Origin of the sequence: Cloacibacterium caeni (genome assembly GCF_907163105.1) — a bacterium.
Taxonomy (GTDB): domain Bacteria; phylum Bacteroidota; class Bacteroidia; order Flavobacteriales; family Weeksellaceae; genus Cloacibacterium; species Cloacibacterium caeni_A.
This window is the reverse complement of the sequence record NZ_OU015321.1, coordinates 182,688-199,784: the sequence shown is the minus strand read 5'-3', so window position 1 is coordinate 199,784 and position 17,097 is coordinate 182,688. Positions and strand designations below refer to the sequence as shown.

The following is a 17,097-nucleotide window of genomic DNA, read 5'->3' as shown; positions in this document are numbered from 1 at the left end:
ATCCCTTCAGCAGGACAAATATACAATTTATTATTTATCTAATTTTTCGAATATAGAATTATTGCTGATAAACTCTGGGACGATTTTTTTAAGCAACTTTACCACTTCTATTTTATCTCTTCTTAACGCAGCTTTTGTAATTTTATTTGCAAGTGTTTCAATTTCTTCAAACTCCATGTGAGGATCTATAGAAACCATTATTTTTTCGTGAGGTGTAGAAAGGTTTTTAGTATCATCACTTAACAATTCCTCATACAATTTTTCGCCAGGTCTCAGTCCTGTATATTTTAATTTAATATCGATTTCTGGCTCAAATCCAGACAGTTTAATCATTTTAATGGCAAGATCTTTGATTTTCACCGGTTCTCCCATATCAAAAACGAAAATTTCCCCACCTTTCCCCATTGTTCCTGCTTGTAGCACTAATTCGCAAGCTTCTGGAATGGTCATGAAATATCTAACAATTTCTGGGTGTGTAATGGTAACAGGACCTCCTTTTTCAATTTGCTTTTTAAAATGAGGTATAACAGAGCCATTACTTCCTAAAACGTTACCAAATCTGGTGGTAATGAATTTGGTGGTGTTTCCTGGCACATCTTGTAAGGCTTGTACTAATAATTCTGCAGCTCGCTTAGAAGCCCCCATTACGTTAGTAGGATTCACTGCTTTATCCGTAGAAATCATGACAAATCTATTGATATTGTATTTACAAGAAAGTGTTGCTAGATTTTTGGTTCCGAAAACATTTACTAAAATAGCTTCGTGAGGATTATTTTCTATTAGGGGAACGTGCTTATACGCTGCAGCATGATACACCATTGAGAAATTGTATTTTTGGAAAAGTGGTTCTAATCTATGTTTATTAGAAATATCTCCCAAGACAAATTTAAAGTTAATATCTGGAAATTTCTCTTCCATTTCTAATTGTATTTCATGCAGAGGGGTTTCTGCTTGGTCTAAAACTACAATAAGAGAAGGTTTAAATTGCGCGACTTGTCTTACGATTTCACTTCCTATGGAACCAGCACCTCCGGTTACTAAGACTGCTTTTTCGAAATGACGTTTCATCACTTCTTCATTTTGGATACAAATCGGTTCTCTATCTAACAAGTCTTCAATTTGAAGATTCCTAATATTGGCTTCAATTTTTTTATTGCTGAATTCTTCTACCATTGGTGCTTGAAGAATTTCTAGGTCTTTATCAAGCAAAATATTCACCCATTCTTCTAATTCTTCCTTGGTTAATCTATCTTTCAATAACAAAACCCCTTCTAGACCAAGTTGTTCTTTCGATTTATTAACGAATTTATCTTGTGTTAAGATTTTAAGTCCAAGGATTTTGGCATATTTAGAGTCATTTCTTTTGGTTAAGAACCCAGTCAATTCGTATTGTAAATTGTCATTATCTAAAATAGCACCTGCCATAGCAACAGAATGGTCGGAGATTCCCAAAATCATAATTCTCTTTTTCTGAGTGCTTGCTTTAACATGCTTAATAAAATAAAATGCTTGTTTCACTGCTAGTCTGAAAACCAATAATGCGGTAAATGATATGACGAAGTACAATAATAAAAGAGGCGTATAAAATAATTTGATATTTGACACCCAAAAGGTAGCATATTTAAGCACCAATAAACAGCCTACAGTGATAAATGAAGACCAAAAAATTTTCTGAATATCAATAAAAGTAGAATGCCTAATGATTCCTGCAAATGTTTTAAACAAATACATGAATAAGATATTGGTTCCAATGATAATAATATACTTCCATTCTATGGGTAAGAATTTTGGAAGGACAGTGATTCTATTAAGAATATAAAATGCGATTCCAAGTGAAATGAATAGAATACAGACATCAATTAAAAACACCATCCAACGTGGAAGGTATCTTAGACTAGAGATTCTGAGGTAATTATCCCCACTGGTCATTTTGTTTTTAGAATTGCTCGGCATGATTAAAAATAGATTTATCCTAACAAATTTTTTATTACCTTATTAATTCTTTCTTTTCCGTCGTCTGTAAGATTAGAGCCAGAAGGCAGGCACAATCCATTTTTGAACAGCGTCTCAGCAATATTTGCGCCAAAATACATTTTATTGGCAAAAAGTGGCTGCAAATGCATAGGCTTCCAAAGTGGTCTAGTCTCTATATGCTCTTCTGCAAAGGCCAATCTCCAGAACTCTCTATCTTTATTTCCTGTATTTTCAGGGTGTATAATGATCGCATTGAGCCAATGATTGGATTGATAATCTTCGGATGGCTCGGTAAATAGTTCTACTCCTTCCTGATTTTTGAAAATATTTTTATAAAACTCGTGATTAGCTCTTCTCTCTGCTACCCTTTGGTCTATCACTTCCATCTGACCTCGGCCTATTCCTGCGCAAATATTACTTAATCTATAATTGTATCCTACAATAGAATGCTGATAATGTGGCGCATCATCTTTGGCTTGAGTAGAAAGAAACACTGCTTTTTGTTTATAAATTTCTTCCTTGAGCACTAATGCACCTCCTCCAGAAGTGGTAATGATTTTATTTCCATTAAAACTCAAGACAGAAATATCTCCAAATGTTCCACATTTTTGACCTTTATAGGTGCTTCCTAACGCTTCTGCACTGTCTTCGATGATAGGAATATTATATTTTTCTGAAATGGCTTTTATTTCTTCTACTTTATACGGCATTCCGTAAAGGCAAACCGTAATAATAGCTTTTGGTTTTTTGCCTTTCTCTATACAAACCTTAATGGCGTCTTCTACTGCAATAGGGCAAAGATTCCAAGTATCTTTTTCACTATCTACAAAAACGGGTATTCCTCCTAAATAGATAATAGGATTAGCTGACGCGGCAAAAGTAAGGGATTGACAGATGACAAAGTCATCTTTTTCTACTCCTAACATTGCTAATGCCAAATGCAATGCGGCAGTACCTGTAGAGACTACTGCTACATGAGATTCTTGTCCCAGAAAATTTTCTAAGTCTTTTTCGAAGCCATCTACATTAGGGCCTATAGGAGCAATCCAATTTCCATCAAATGCTTCTTGAATATATTTCATTTCATTCCCGCTCATGTGCGGAGAAGAAAGCCATATTTTAGATTTCTTATTCACTACACTCTCTTAGTTTAATAATTTTACCTGGGTTTCCTACTACTGTGGCACCAGCAGGAACATCTTTTATAATCACTGCACCCGCACCAACAATTGCATCTTCGCCAATGGTTACTCCAGGGATAATTCTTGCTCCAATACCTATCTGAGCTCTTTTTTTTATGGTAATATTTCCCGCCAAAGTTACTGTGGGAGAAATATGTACAAAATCTTCAATAACACAGTCATGTTCTATTACCGATGCTGTATTGATAATGCAATGGTTTCCTATCTTAACTTCTGCATTTACACAAACTTGCGGCATAACTACTGTTCCGTCTCCTAATTCTGAGAATCTAGAAACAAAAGCACTTCTGTGAATCAAGGTTTCAAAAGTACAAATCCCAGAGAGTTTATTTACAATTTTTTCTCTGGCATTGGCATCTCCTACGGCTACAATTACCTTGTGCTTTCTTAACAATTCTTCTGTAGGTTTGTAAATTTCGAGATGGTGGAAAAAATCTGCAGGAGGATTGTCATCTACCAGATATTCTAATAACATATCATTTGATAAAATGATATCATAAATTACTTTGGCGTGACCACCTGCACCGTATAAAACTAGACTATTCATTCCCTTTAAAAGCAATATTAGTAGCTTCTCCTTCTCTATTTACTCCTTCTAATTTAAGCACTTTTTTCAAAGTTAAGAACATTATTTGTAAATCAAGCAAAAAACTCATATTTTCTACATACCAAACGTCAAACATGAATTTTTTTTCCCAATCTACCGCATTTCTTCCGTTAATTTGTGCCCAACCTGTAATTCCAGGTTTTATGAGATGTCTTTTCTTTTGAAAATCATTATAAAGAGGCAGGTATTCTGGGAGTAATGGTCTAGGTCCTATGAGACTCATGTTTCCTAGTAGTACATTAATGAGTTGTGGGATTTCGTCTAAGGAAGTTTTTCTTACTAATTTTCCAATGGTGGTTAATCTTTCTTCATCTGGCAAAAGATTTCCGTGAGCATCTCTATTATCGTTCATGGTTCTGAACTTGATGATTTTAAAAATTTCCTCGTTTTTTCCGGGTCTATTTTGCAAGAAAAAGACTTTTCCTTTATTTGCGAGCAATAAAGCAATAAAAACTATCAAAAAAATGGGACTGCTGATGATTAATCCCAAAAAAGATAGCACAAAATCTAATAAAGGTTTGAAAAAAAATTTATACATAACAACCCACAAATTTACTTTTTTTTCAGGGAATGGTTATTTTTTTAAGACTGAAATTGATTCACAATTTCTTCATATTCATAACCTTTTGACATCAAGAATTTTATCAATTTTTGTTTTCTTTGATAATCTTTCAATCCTTTGTAAGTGGGTAGTAATTTTTCGATAAAATCACGAATGGTATCTTGATAATCACGCTCATCTATTTCCGAAAAAGATTTGGCAATGAGTTTATCAGAAATTCCTTTGAGACGAAGTTGTTGCTTGATTTTATTTTTTCCCCATTTTTTGATGTAGAATTTTCCTCGGGTAAAACTTTTGGCAAAGCGTTCTTCGTTTAAGTAGTTCTCTTTTATGAGATAGAGGATTATTTCTTCTTTGGCTTCAGGAATAAGCACAAACTCTTTCATTTTTTGTTCTACTTCTGCATGGCATCTGTCTTGGTAGACACAAAAATTGACTAATTTTTGCTTAATTTCTTGAAAGGGAAAAAGTTTTTTATCCTGCATATTTACAAAAATAAAAAACCGAAATTAATCTTTCGGTTTTTTAAAAATTTATTTTACAATTTTACGATTTTTCATTTTGTACTGATAAACCATTATGACTAATGCTGAAATTGCCAAAACTGGTAAATAGTCATCAATAGGAATTTCCTCATCTCCTGGAAGGTTTCCAGGACCTGTATCTTCTGTCTGTTCACCTCCGATAGTTCCAGCAGCACTCTTAGTACCCGTAGCTACATTTTCAGATTTTTGAAAGGTATTTATCTCTTGCGCTTCTTGACCAAAGAAAAAATTTACCGTACAAATCAATGTTAGAGTTAAAATGAATTTTTTCATTTATTTTGAAATTATCTTTTTATTTACTATCTCATCAGCAAATATAATGCTAAAAATATTAATACCTGTTGCTAATTTATTTTTTTCTATTGTTAAAATTTTTCTTCCACTTTTAATACTATCGATATGAGCCAGATGTATTGAAGATTTTCACTTCAGAAAATACTTTATCAGCTTCTATTATATATTTATCCTCTGCTTGGTTGATTACCAAACCATACATGTCTTTCTCTATGGTGGAAAGGTTTCTGTTAGGGATTTTATACACAATTTCGAATCTTTCTTTATTTTTACCTTTTTCTGCTGTACATCTTCAAACTAACTTAGACATTTTGCAATAATTCCTTAAGGAGTTTTTGGGTTTATAAATTTATTAATCCTTTGAGTAAAATTAATATTCAGATTTTTAGACAATGTATTTATACATCACCTATCAACGTTATCATATTGAGTGCAGAGGTAATAAAAAACATTATGTGAAATTAAAAATCAATTTATAATATCAATAATAATTTTTCATTAAATTATTACCAAAAATAAAGCCAAAAAAAGGCAAGAAAAAGCAGAGGCTAGCTCTGCTTTATAAATTAAATATTAAAACACTTTTATAGCCCGTAATGCATTATCAAAAGTTTTTCAGATTATGATTCACCGTAAAATACGCTAAGGCATAATAAAATTTTTCTATAATGCACTAGAGGTTTCAGTATTATTTTTTTGTAATCTTTTTAATAACATTTCCTTCTTTAGTTTCAATATTCAAAATGTAAACACCTGATAAAAATCTAGAAGAGTGAACTTCAACTCTCTTTTTATCTGGCTTTGCTTGGTATGATAATTTACCAGAAACGTCATATATTTTTAATGAAGATACTATATCTGGAGAATCAATTATAATATACTCTGAAGACTGATAAACTTTTAGCAATTTATCTAGATTATTAGAAGTATTTAAAGTTCCTTGATTGGAATACTGAATTATAAATCGATCACCAAAATCGCCAGCCTTTGAAGAAAACACATATTTTTCTTTGGAAATATCTTTAGTTACTCCTAGATATTTATCATACAAAAATATAGATTGCTGAGACACAAACACGCCTTCTTTTGCACCTAATGAAATTTCATATTGTCCTTCAAGACCTAATCTAGCACCTAAAGTTACTTCATCTGATGGATTAAAAGGATAACCTCTTCCTTGTATTGCCAATTTTTTATTATCTAAATTAGAATAGAAACTATCACCTCCATAGATGAGAAGCTCTGCATCATAATCTTCCTCATAATTAGTAGTACTTCCTTGTGGATAACCAATTAAAATAGGACTTACAAAATCCAAAGGTGTTTTCAAAGAAATCCAAAATCTGTCTTTTTCTACATTGGTTCTTTGGTTATTATTAGCCATTCTATTAAAGAATACAGATGTAGAATTATTATTTCTGATACCGCTATTGTTTTCTAAACTAAGATTATAACTTCCTGCATTTCTAACCTTTACAATAAAACCTTGCCCCACTTTTATAAATTGATTAGGAGTAGTACAAGTAGGGCAGTTGGTAAGAGAACCAATAGGATTATTATTACCTGTTCCCGAAGCATAAGGAGCAGATACACCACCAGTTCCGTTTAAAATGGCATAATTATTTATAATTTTAGTTCCATCTGGTAAATCACTTGGGTAATTAGCGCCTTGCATTTTAGGATTATAGTTGGTATTTGTCCAGAAGTAAGCGGTGTTATAAATAATGCTGCTATTAGTACCATAATTGTACAAAGCATAAAAGTCTATATTAGAAGGGTACGGATTAGAAATCAAATTATATCCTTGTCCTGTTGCAGATTTTACCACCGGAATATCTACTAAGCCATTATTAGGAACACCAACAAAACTATGAGGAATACTAGACAAAACATTAGAGAGAGCATTAGAAGCTCTAACAGCATATCCTTTACCTCTAATAAATGTATGGGTGTTTTTATCTACAGTAGGAGTTTGACTATACGTTACATTGTCAGGATATAGATTTCTAATGAACAATCCATCAAAATAGTCATTACTTTCGTTATACACATAGAATCTGGTATCAAGAGTACCTGCCGAAAAGGCTTTTACATTTTGCCCATCAACAGGACTTCCCCAGTAAGTATAATCTAATCTTTTTAAATTGGCATTTCTTTTTACGGTAATATTACCAATATTTACAGAAGAATTATTAATTTGTAGAAGATTAGCATCAGATTCTACCAATACATCACTTGCCGCAGCTTCATTTTTTAAATAGTTTTGAATGGTAAGGCTAGATTTAGGTTCAACGGTTAGCTTACCACCAGGTTTTACAATAACACTTCTTGCCAAACCGTGAGTTCCTGTAGTTAAAGATGGTAATTCTACTGGAGTTCTTACGATAACACATTTTGCAATAGTAGGGACAGTAGAAGGTTTCCATTGAGCACCAAGATTCCAATCTGTAATGCCTGGTTGCAACCATGTTTTAGTATCGTTAGAAACAGTATAATTTCCAATCGCAGGACAACCATTGCTAAAAGTAGCACTCGCATTCAGAGCCCAGTTAACATCTTCTAATTCTGTAGCTGAAGGTTTTACACAAACAGTAGATCTTAAATCGTTTATTGGAAGTGGTGTCACACAATCTGTATCATAAATTGTGGTCGCCGCGCTATTCCATTTAAATGGAGTATTGATGGTTTTGAATCCATAGATTCTTACGTTATCTATTGCCGTAATTCCTTCTATAAAACCTGTACCTCCTCCAGCTAGTGTCCCTGCATAAGAAAAAACAGAAAATCTTATTTTAAAATTGGTAGAAGTGAAATTAGCCCCAGGAATTGTATAAGAAAACTTCTCCCATTTCAGTGGGTTCCCTCTGGTTCCTATAAATTGGTCTAGGGTAGCCCAAGTAGTTCCTCCATTTAAAGAATATTCTATTAGGGTATACCCTTCAGTAAAATCATGTGCAATGGTGAAGTTATATAAATCAAAGTCTACTTTTAAATTTAAAAAACCGCTCACATCTAGATTATTAGAAACCATTCTATTTAAAATGGATTGACCTGAAGAACCTCTACTAATATCTGTATTAATCATCGCAAAACCTGCCCCAAAATAACCAGATGACATTGCTGGAGATAAACCTTCATACCCTTCTGCTATTTTTGGTATATAGGGACTGTTTCTTATTTGCCAATGACCTTCAACATCTGTATAAGCACCAGCTACTTGATTAGCAAAAACACCCAAGCCTGAATCAAATTTCTCAAAAATTACGTCTTGGTATTTATCTCCAGAAGCAGAAACTAAAAGACTTGGCTTATCTTCTCCGCAAATTGCAGGATCACTGGTACTGAACGTAACAGTAGGATTAGGATCTATTCTAGCTTCTACAGGATATCTAAAAGCTGTTTCGCATCCTGTAGAGCTTACAGCTGTAACATAATAAGTAGTAGTTGAAGAAATAGAAGGTGTATTATAGATATTACCAGAACCTAACAATGTACCACCGTAGATACTGTCATACCAATTGTATGAAACAGCACTTGCATTACCAGTTGCTGAAAGCCTTACTGAACCAGCACCGCATCTTTCTCCATCAAAAGGGTTAACATTATTAACGTTCAAAACTTTAGCGGGACAATCTGTAACAACTTTAAATGTATAATCCTCCATTTCACCATAGCCAGAAGTCGTAGAACAAGAAGTAAAATTATTTCCTTGAACAGAAAAAGTACCAATTCTTAATGTATAATTTCCCTCAGCTTGACCAGCAGGAATAATAAATCCAAAGGTAACAGATGGAGTGGTAAAAGAAATCATGTTATACACTTCTTCTCCCGCATCATTAAAATCTCCGTCTTTATTCCAATCTACCCACGCTTTCCAAGTACCATTCTGTCTAGGAACTCTGTTTGAACCACTAGATGCTAAAATATTAATCGCCGTACCTTGAGGTTGTTCTGCAATTGGCGTAAAAGAAGTAAAATTTTGATAACCAGAAGCCCATGTAGAAGTATTGGCAACAGTAGTATTAAGCACCCCAACAAATTGAAAACTATTAATATACAATCTTGGTTTATCAGTATTTGTAAAGTTTGGTGTACAATATGTTACCGTTAATGCGGCATTAGAAGAATAAGCAGAAGTGCCACAATTATTGGTAGCAGAAGCACGGAATAAATAGCCATTCATCCCAATTGTTGCACCTGTTATATTTAAAGTAGCGGTAGTAGCATTGCTGTATACTCCTCCATTTGAAATATTGTTCCAACTGGTACCTCCATCTGTACTCACCTGCCATGTATAAGCGGTAGGAATGTTATTTGCTGCTACCGTAAAAGATGTATTAGCTCCAGTAGCAACTGAAACATTAGAAGGGTTAGAGGTTATCGCTGGAGTTGTAACCACAGTAATAGGAAAAGACACCGAACAAGTTCCTATGGTGTATACTACCGTAGCAGAACCAGTAGAAACCCCAGTTACTACACCTCCAGCTGTGATAGTAGCAGCACCTGTTCCATTAGAGATAGACCACGTTCCTCCTCCCACAGCGTTTGTAAAAGCAGGAGAGACAGAACCTGTACACACCGTAGAAGCTCCTCCTCCAATAGCAGACGGGGAAGCATTAACGGTAATAGACCTCCCATTATTCGTGCCATTAGGATTGTTTACCAATACGGTTCCAGAAGTGGTACCCGCTCCAACTACAGCAGTTATAGTAGTAGAATTTACAACCGTAACACTCGTACATGGGGTTCCATTAATACTAACTGTAGTAGAGCCTGTTGTAGCAAAATTAGTTCCGGTAATTGTTATTGTAGAACCTACACATACAGGGCTAGGAGATACATTAGAAACAGAAATATAGGTTAACGTAATTTGTCCATTAGCTCCTGCACCTCCAGCTCTGAAACCACCTCCACGTTCGCCGCCGCCGCCGCCGCCGCCAGGTATTACTCCTGTAAGACCATCATTATTACTCTGACCAGTCCCTCCAGTTCCAGGCGCGTTCCCTCCATCTCCTCCATTCCCTCCAATATTGGAATTGCCAGCTCCACCATTAGAACCAGAAATATTAGCGCCTCCTGTTCCTGTACCACCTATACCACCAGTTGCGCTATTTGCATTTCCTCTACCGCCACCATTACCCACTAATGTGGTTGCAGAAGGAGCATGTGTTAAATTTGATAAGTTTCCATTGTTTCCATTGGCTCCAGCAAAATTTGCAATTGCACCAGCTCCCACGGTGTACGTTATGGTTTGGCCTGCCAATACATCAAAGGTTCTAGTGGTATAACCACCACCGCCTCCTCCAGAACCGCTTCTATTATTTGCTGTAGAACCTCCACCAGAGCCTCCAGAACCCCATACCTCTGCCTTAACAGAAGTAACTCCAACTGGGGCTACCCACGTTTCTGTTCCTCCATTTGGAGTATTATCATTAAACTGCCCAAAGGCCAAAGAAGACATTAAAAGAAATTTTAGAAAAAGTACATAGAAAATCTTCTCTTTAATGATGAATAAAGATTTCATTATTAACTTCATATTCAGACTTTTATTAGTTTATTCAACACAAATATAAACTTATTTTTTAATAAATTATCATATCTACAGTAATATTATTATATGATTAAAAATAAAAAAATAATAATAAAATAAATCAACCTACCTCTAAAATCCTTTATTATAAAACATCTTACAAAAAAAACAACAATAAAAACCTTACAAAAAAAGCAAAATAAAATTATCTACATAATTCAATTATATGCTATATATCATCAAAATATATTTTGTATTTAAGAAATTTTAATACTTAAATTTATGATATTAACACAATTACTTGATTTTTAAAACTAAACCATCCACTATTCTTTATAATTTCAATTATTTTAAAAAATATTACTATATCTTTATATAAAATAATTAAATTTGTGAAACTAAAAAAGATTTAAAAATGAAAAAACTACTACTTTCTTTTTCTTTATTATCCGCTTCTTTCTGTTTTTCTCAAGCAAATGCAACTTATCTTTCTAGGGTAAATCAGGTATTACAATCAAACATTGAGACATATAATTCTTCATTGGTAGGTTTTGGTCTTAAAGGGACAGGCAAAGCCGCCTCTACAAATGCGCTAAACTACATTGTACAGAAGTATAAAGATTTTGGTTATGCAGACAGCCAAATTACGTATGATAATTTCACTTACAGTTCTACAACTGTAAAAAATGTTATCATCACCAAAACAGGCACTGTACATCCAGATGAATACGTTATCATCTGTGGACACTACGACTCCTTTTATGGAACCACTTCTACCAATAGAAGTGAAGGCGCTAATGATAATGCGAGCGGAGTAGCTGCCATCATGGAAGTGGCTAGAATCCTGAAAGATGTACCTACTGAATACTCAATTAAATTTATTCACTTCACTGGTGAGGAACAAGGTTTACTAGGCAGTAAAAATTATGTAACCAATGTTGTAAATACTACTAACCCAAAAATGAAAATAAAATTGGTTTTTAATTTGGATCAAATTGGTGGCAGAAGTGATAGAACCAACAACAGTGTAGTCTGTGAAGAAGACAGAATAAATGATACAGGAACAAATCCTAAATATGGAGTTAACACTACAAATAATACAGCTAGCATAGCCGCTACTGCAGATTTACAAACTTATGTTGGTTATTATAGCTCTTTAACTGGTTTTATAGATAATATATATGGATCTGACTATATGCCTTTTGAAAAAAATGGTGAAACTGTTATTGGATTATATGAAAGACCAACTAACAATGGAACTGTAGTTTCTAATCCTTATTACCACAACAATACTGATACCATTGCTAATTTATCCTATCCTTATATTTATCAAGTTACTAAAGCTACTGTAGGCGCTGTACAGCATTTTGCGGTAGCAGATACAGGAACACTTGCTGTAAATGATGTGAATAAGGCCAAAGATTTTGCTGTGTATCCTAATCCTGTAAAAGATGTTTTGCATCTACAACTAGACTCTTCTATTAAAGACTTCACTTTTGAAGTAACTGACCTTAATGGAAGAAAAATACTTTCTATAAAAAATCAAAAAGATGTAAACGTAAGTTCATTAAAATCTGGAGTATATATAGGAACTCTCATTTCTGAAATGGGCAAAGATTCTAAAAAAATTATTATCGAATAACATCTTTTTGACTAAAATATATAATAGGCTGCTTCATTGGATTGAAGCAGCCTATTTTTTTTAATCTATAATTCATTTAGAGCTTTTACGTATTCTTTTTTAATTTCTTTCCAAACTAAACTCTTATCAAAAGATTCTGCTACTCTATTTCGTGCATTTTTTTGTAAGCTTTCTAAAAAATTAGGCGTCACGAGTATTTTCTCCATGTTTTTTTGGAGTTCCTGATGATTTTTTTTAGGTACCAAAAGACCATTGACTTCATGCTCAATAATTTCATTGCACCCCGAAATATCTGAAACGATACTTGGCAAACCCATCGCTCCCGCTTGTAAAACAGCATTGGGAAATCCTTCACGATAACTGGGCAGCATCAACACATTACTTACTGCATAGTAAGGTCTTACATCATCCTGAAATCCTACCGTAATAATCTTTTGATTTTGATTTATTGTATGAAACATCGCCCTCTTTTTAGGATTATGTGCATTTTCTCTGGGACCTACTAAAATGAGTTTTATGTTTTGATGTTGCTTGCTAAGAGCGTCAAATGCTTTTACTAATTCTCTCACTCCTTTATCTATGACCAGTCTCCCCACAAATACGAAGACAAAATCGTCTTCATTTATTTGAAGGGATGCTCGTAATTTCTTTTTACCCTCCTCAGAAATGGCTTCGGGATGATAATAATCTAGATCTACTCCATTTACATTTCCGTTGGCAATAATTTTGAGGGGTTTATTGGTAATATTATGTCTTTGCAAGTCTTCTTTCACGCCTTTTCCTTCTGGATAAACATGTGTAGCACATCTGCACAAAATTCTATCCATAATTATCAAGGTTCGCTTCATGTAACCATTTTTATAAGGAAAAATCAATCCTGTAAAGGTGTGCATTCTTATAGGAACTCCTGCTAATTTTCCTGCCATCATAGAGAGTAACCCTGCTTTTGGAGTAATAGAATGAATGATGTCTGGTTTTTCTTTTTTGAAATATCGATACAACCTCCAAAGCGAGGCTAGGTCTTGTTTCAAAGAAATGTGTCTGTGCATTTCTATAGGATGGGTTTTTACGCCTTCTCTTTCTTTTACCAACTCTAGATCTGCTCCTTCGCCAGAAATAGCGGTTACATCAAAATCTTGGTTCAAGAAATTCAACTGCCCTTTTAATAAAAGATTGAGCGACATAGGAACCGTAGAAATTCTAAAAAGTTTTGGTTTGGCAATGGTATGACCTTCCAAAGTAGAGACATTAGTTATACTTTCCTTTGACTTTCCTTTGACTTTCCTTTGACTTTCCTTTAACATTACTTGGGTTGGGTGATGGATGATGGATGATGGGTGATGATTGATGATTGATGGTTGTTGGTTGATGGTTGTTGGTTGATGGTTGTTGGTTGTTGGTTGATGGGTGATGGATGATGGATGATGGATGATGGGTGAATTTACTTTTTACAATTTTTACAGTTTAACATTTTAACATTTTTACAATTTTATAAATTTACTTTTCCACTTCTAACTTTTAACTTCTAACTTTTAACTTTTAACTTTTAACTTTTTACTTCTAACTTTTAACTTCTAACTTTTAACTTTTAACTTCTAACTTCTAAAACTTATCTCTGGTACAATCCTCCCTGTTTTTTATTTTGATATAATGTATAAAGATATAAAACTAAACCAAAAGGTATCGCTAAAATCGTGAGAAATTTTCTTGGCGATTCTGTAATGAAATTCCCGTTTTTAGATTTTAAACTATGGGCTACGTAATGCGCTGCATCTTTTAGAATGCGTTTTTTAGATTTACAAATCTTCATTTGTTCTTTTCTGATGAATGCGAAGCCTTTAGGATTTTTATAATATTGTCTCCACATATTATTAGAAGAACCCTCTGGTTGATAATCTACCAGACACACCACTTCATTTAAGGTTGCCAATTGGTAATCTTGGTCTGCCAAAAGATATTTATAGCCCAATCCTACGTATTTTTCGCCTTCGAAAATAGGATATTCCGGATATTGGTTCATCACCTCGGTTCTGTAAATCAGTTTTTTATCACCACTTCCCCCATTAAGATAAAAGCTTTCTAAAGTTGTAGATTCTGTAGTAAACTGACTACCAATCAACTCGCCATCAAAATAAGCATCTAATGCAACAATTCCGCTGTATTTTTGTTGATTTTCTCCTAAAGAATTCCATTTATCTAGAATTAATTCTACTGCATTTTTTGGCGCCAAATCATCATCATCTATACAAGTGTTGAGTTCTGTTTTGCAATTTTTATACGCGGTATTGTGCGCACCATGCATTCCTTGATTTTTCTGTTTGATGTATTCTATTTCTAAAATATTTTCTTCTAAAAAACTTTTCACCACCTCATCTGTATTATCGCTACTTCCATCATTAATAATCATCCACACAAAATTCTGATTGGTTTGAGCTTTCAAAGAATCATACAGCCTCGGAAGTAACGAAGCTCTGTTAAAAGTTGGGGTGAAAATGGTGAGGGTTTTCATTGTATGGTTGGTGGTTGTTGGTTGATGATGGAATTTTACATTAATAAATTTGTAACTTGCACTTCTTACTTTAAATTTTTCACCAATTCTCTATATTTTTCTTCTAATTTTTTGGCGTTTTCTTTGATGTCATAGCCTTTTTGTTTTATGATATCAGAAACATCTTTCCTTTCAAAATTTTTTATTTCGAGAATTTTATTAGCCCATTGTTCCGCATTTTCTTTTAACGAGATTACTTTTACATTTTCTTGTATTAAATGTGAGTCTAAAGCAACTGTCTCTGAAACGATACATTTCATTCCAGACGCTTGTGCTTCCAAAAAAGCAATTCCAAACCCTTCAAAAAGGGACGGAAATAGAAAAACATCCATGGCTTGAAGTAATTCTGGGATATCATTTCTTATTCCTAGGAGTTCTACATTACGCTCTATTTTTAATTTTTTAATTTTTTCTAATATTTGAGTTTTTAATTCTCCGTCTCCTACTAAAAATAATTTGTAGTTTGTGTTTTTTTTGATTATCTCTGCCAAAACATCTAACAAAAACAGTTGATTTTTTTGAGAATTGAATCTGCCAATGTTAATAATATTATAAAACTCATCTGCACCCAATTCTTTTCTTTTTGAATCTCTGATTGATGAATTAAATTTAAAATTTTCTACTTCAATTGCATTATTCATTTGATATGATTTAGAAGCAAGTTTCTTCCCGAATAGATTTTCGGCAGCTTCTTTGCCACAAGTAAAATAGGTATTGATGGATTTGCGCATTCTTTTTTTCCAAAGTAATCTGAAAACCAATTTTTTATCTCTATCCATTCTGTTATTATGAGCGTGCGCAATAATCACAGGAATGTTTCTACGCTTGGCTTCTTCATAGATAAAAACACCTAATTCTGAACATTGCCCGTGGATGATGTCATAGTCTGAATGTTGGTCAAAAAAATTCTTTACCGCTCTTTTATATTCTTTCAGTTTCCAAGGAAGAATAGGTGGTAATCTATAGATATTACTTCCTGAGTTTAAAATTTCTTGTTCAAAAAAACCATTTTCTCTATGCACCAAAAAATCCATCTGAAACTCATTTTTATCCATATTTCTATAGTAATTCATAAGGTTGGTTTCTGCACCACCCTTGTTGAGTACCGTAAATATTTGTAGAATTTTGATGGGTTTCATTTTGATGATGGATGTTGGGTGATGGATGATGGGTGTTATTTTTTGATTAAAAAATTCATGACATACGACAAAGATAAAACTCCTAAAGCATTTTTGGATTTTGCTAAAGAGAAAAACAATTTCCAATGAATGGGAAAATATTTCATTTCTAGATTTTGATACGCTTTGATGTAAATGGGATCATGAAAAATTACTGAAATTTTCTTGATTTTAGCATAAAAAGGTAAATCCGAAAACGTCTCATTCAGCCCTAATCCTATGATACTAAGCGCAATTCTATTACTCAACGCTTTTTGAAAATCTATATTTTTATTAGAAATAATCTCTGAAGTTTTTTGATAGAGCGTTTTCCATTGCTGGAAAAGATAAGGTTTGTAAAGATTCGTAAGAGAGCCATTATTCACTTTAAAATAATTGTAAAGTGATACATTTAAAACATTTACTTTATTTACAAATTCTAAATACTGTATATTAAATAATGCATCTTCCGTCCCAATCATTTTGGTATCTAGAAATGATATTTCATTTTTTTTGATGATTTCGGTTTTATAGATTTTGCCCCAAGCTGTGACTAAACTGTCTGCTTGCGATGGGTCTCTAAGCTCCTCACCTATAAGCCCTACCATTCTTCTTTGGATAAAAGCAGCTTCGTAAACTCCATTAATTTTTAAGTCTCTAGGTACAGATTTTTTTTCAAAAACTCTGTTATAAGAAAAACAAAATAAATCTTCTTTATTAAAATTTTTCGAAATGAGTTCAAAAGCATTAGGCTCTAACCAATCATCTGCATCTACAAACATAATGTAATCACCTTTTGCATTTTCTATCCCTGTATTTCTTGCTCCAGAAAGACCCTGATTTTCTTGATTGATTACCTTAATCCTATTGTCTTTTACTACTAAATTTTCTAAAACGTGAAGGGTATTGTCTTTAGAACCATCATTTACAAAAATCAATTCACAATCAAACCCTTTTTGCACTAAAATACTATTTGCACATTTTTGCACAAATTTTTCTACATTATAGCATGGGATTACTACGCTCAACTTCATTT

Annotated in this window: 13 protein-coding genes; 1 reads left to right on the top strand and 12 read right to left on the bottom strand. The window is 33.4% G+C overall.

All coding sequences use genetic code 11. The features are described 5' to 3' along the window. Window positions 1-30: 30 nt before the first annotated feature. From KKQ76_RS00955 to KKQ76_RS00920, 8 genes are all read right to left on the bottom strand, one after another. Window positions 31-1,953, bottom strand: coding sequence for a polysaccharide biosynthesis protein (locus KKQ76_RS00955; protein ID WP_213195424.1), 1,923 nt, complete (start codon window positions 1,951-1,953; stop codon window positions 31-33). 14 nt (window positions 1,954-1,967) lie between these two features. Beyond that, complete coding sequence (locus KKQ76_RS00950; protein WP_213197435.1) at window positions 1,968-3,071, bottom strand: aminotransferase class I/II-fold pyridoxal phosphate-dependent enzyme; 1,104 nt, start codon at window positions 3,069-3,071, stop codon at window positions 1,968-1,970. 31 nt (window positions 3,072-3,102) lie between these two features. Beyond that, window positions 3,103-3,723 carry an acetyltransferase gene (locus KKQ76_RS00945; protein WP_213195423.1) on the bottom strand — a complete coding sequence of 207 codons (621 nt, stop codon included), beginning with the start codon at window positions 3,721-3,723 and terminating at the stop codon, window positions 3,103-3,105. Beyond that, entirely contained in the window at window positions 3,716-4,321 is a 606-nt protein-coding gene (locus tag KKQ76_RS00940; protein WP_213195422.1) for a sugar transferase, read from the bottom strand. Before KKQ76_RS00940 ends, KKQ76_RS00945 begins: the two co-directional genes overlap by 8 nt. 44 nt (window positions 4,322-4,365) lie before the next feature. Further along, window positions 4,366-4,830, bottom strand: coding sequence for a regulatory protein RecX (locus KKQ76_RS00935; protein WP_213195421.1), 465 nt, complete (start codon window positions 4,828-4,830; stop codon window positions 4,366-4,368). A 48-nt stretch (window positions 4,831-4,878) separates the two neighbouring features. Further along, window positions 4,879-5,163 carry a hypothetical protein gene (locus KKQ76_RS00930; protein WP_213195420.1) on the bottom strand — a complete coding sequence of 95 codons (285 nt, stop codon included), beginning with the start codon at window positions 5,161-5,163 and terminating at the stop codon, window positions 4,879-4,881. A gap of 118 nt (window positions 5,164-5,281) precedes the next feature. After that, on the bottom strand, window positions 5,282-5,431 hold the full coding sequence (locus tag KKQ76_RS00925; RefSeq protein ID WP_213195419.1) for a hypothetical protein: 150 nt from the start codon (window positions 5,429-5,431) through the stop codon (window positions 5,282-5,284). A gap of 441 nt (window positions 5,432-5,872) precedes the next feature. Further along, window positions 5,873-10,720, bottom strand: a complete 4,848-nt coding sequence (locus KKQ76_RS00920; protein WP_213195418.1) for an Ig-like domain-containing protein — start codon at window positions 10,718-10,720, stop codon at window positions 5,873-5,875. 409 nt (window positions 10,721-11,129) lie between these two features. On the opposite strand from KKQ76_RS00920, the gene KKQ76_RS00915 reads away from it, so the two are divergent. Continuing rightward, window positions 11,130-12,356: a M28 family peptidase gene (locus KKQ76_RS00915; protein ID WP_213195417.1), complete on the top strand. Its 1,227-nt coding sequence runs from the start codon at window positions 11,130-11,132 to the stop codon at window positions 12,354-12,356. A gap of 65 nt (window positions 12,357-12,421) precedes the next feature. Here the strand turns inward: KKQ76_RS00915 and KKQ76_RS00910 are convergent, their stop codons facing one another. The 4 genes from KKQ76_RS00910 to KKQ76_RS00895 form a co-directional block, all read right to left on the bottom strand. Further along, window positions 12,422-13,660: a glycosyltransferase family 4 protein gene (locus KKQ76_RS00910; RefSeq protein ID WP_213195416.1), complete on the bottom strand. Its 1,239-nt coding sequence runs from the start codon at window positions 13,658-13,660 to the stop codon at window positions 12,422-12,424. A 305-nt stretch (window positions 13,661-13,965) separates the two neighbouring features. Continuing rightward, the gene (locus tag KKQ76_RS00905; protein ID WP_213195415.1) at window positions 13,966-14,865 is read right to left on the bottom strand and encodes a glycosyltransferase family A protein; all 900 of its coding nucleotides are present in this window, start codon (window positions 14,863-14,865) and stop codon (window positions 13,966-13,968) included. 65 nt (window positions 14,866-14,930) lie between these two features. Beyond that, window positions 14,931-16,043, bottom strand: coding sequence for a glycosyltransferase family 1 protein (locus tag KKQ76_RS00900; RefSeq protein WP_213195414.1), 1,113 nt, complete (start codon window positions 16,041-16,043; stop codon window positions 14,931-14,933). Window positions 16,044-16,078: 35 nt separating this feature from the next. Further along, window positions 16,079-17,095, bottom strand: coding sequence for a glycosyltransferase family 2 protein (locus KKQ76_RS00895; protein ID WP_213195413.1), 1,017 nt, complete (start codon window positions 17,093-17,095; stop codon window positions 16,079-16,081). Window positions 17,096-17,097: the final 2 nt, after the last annotated feature.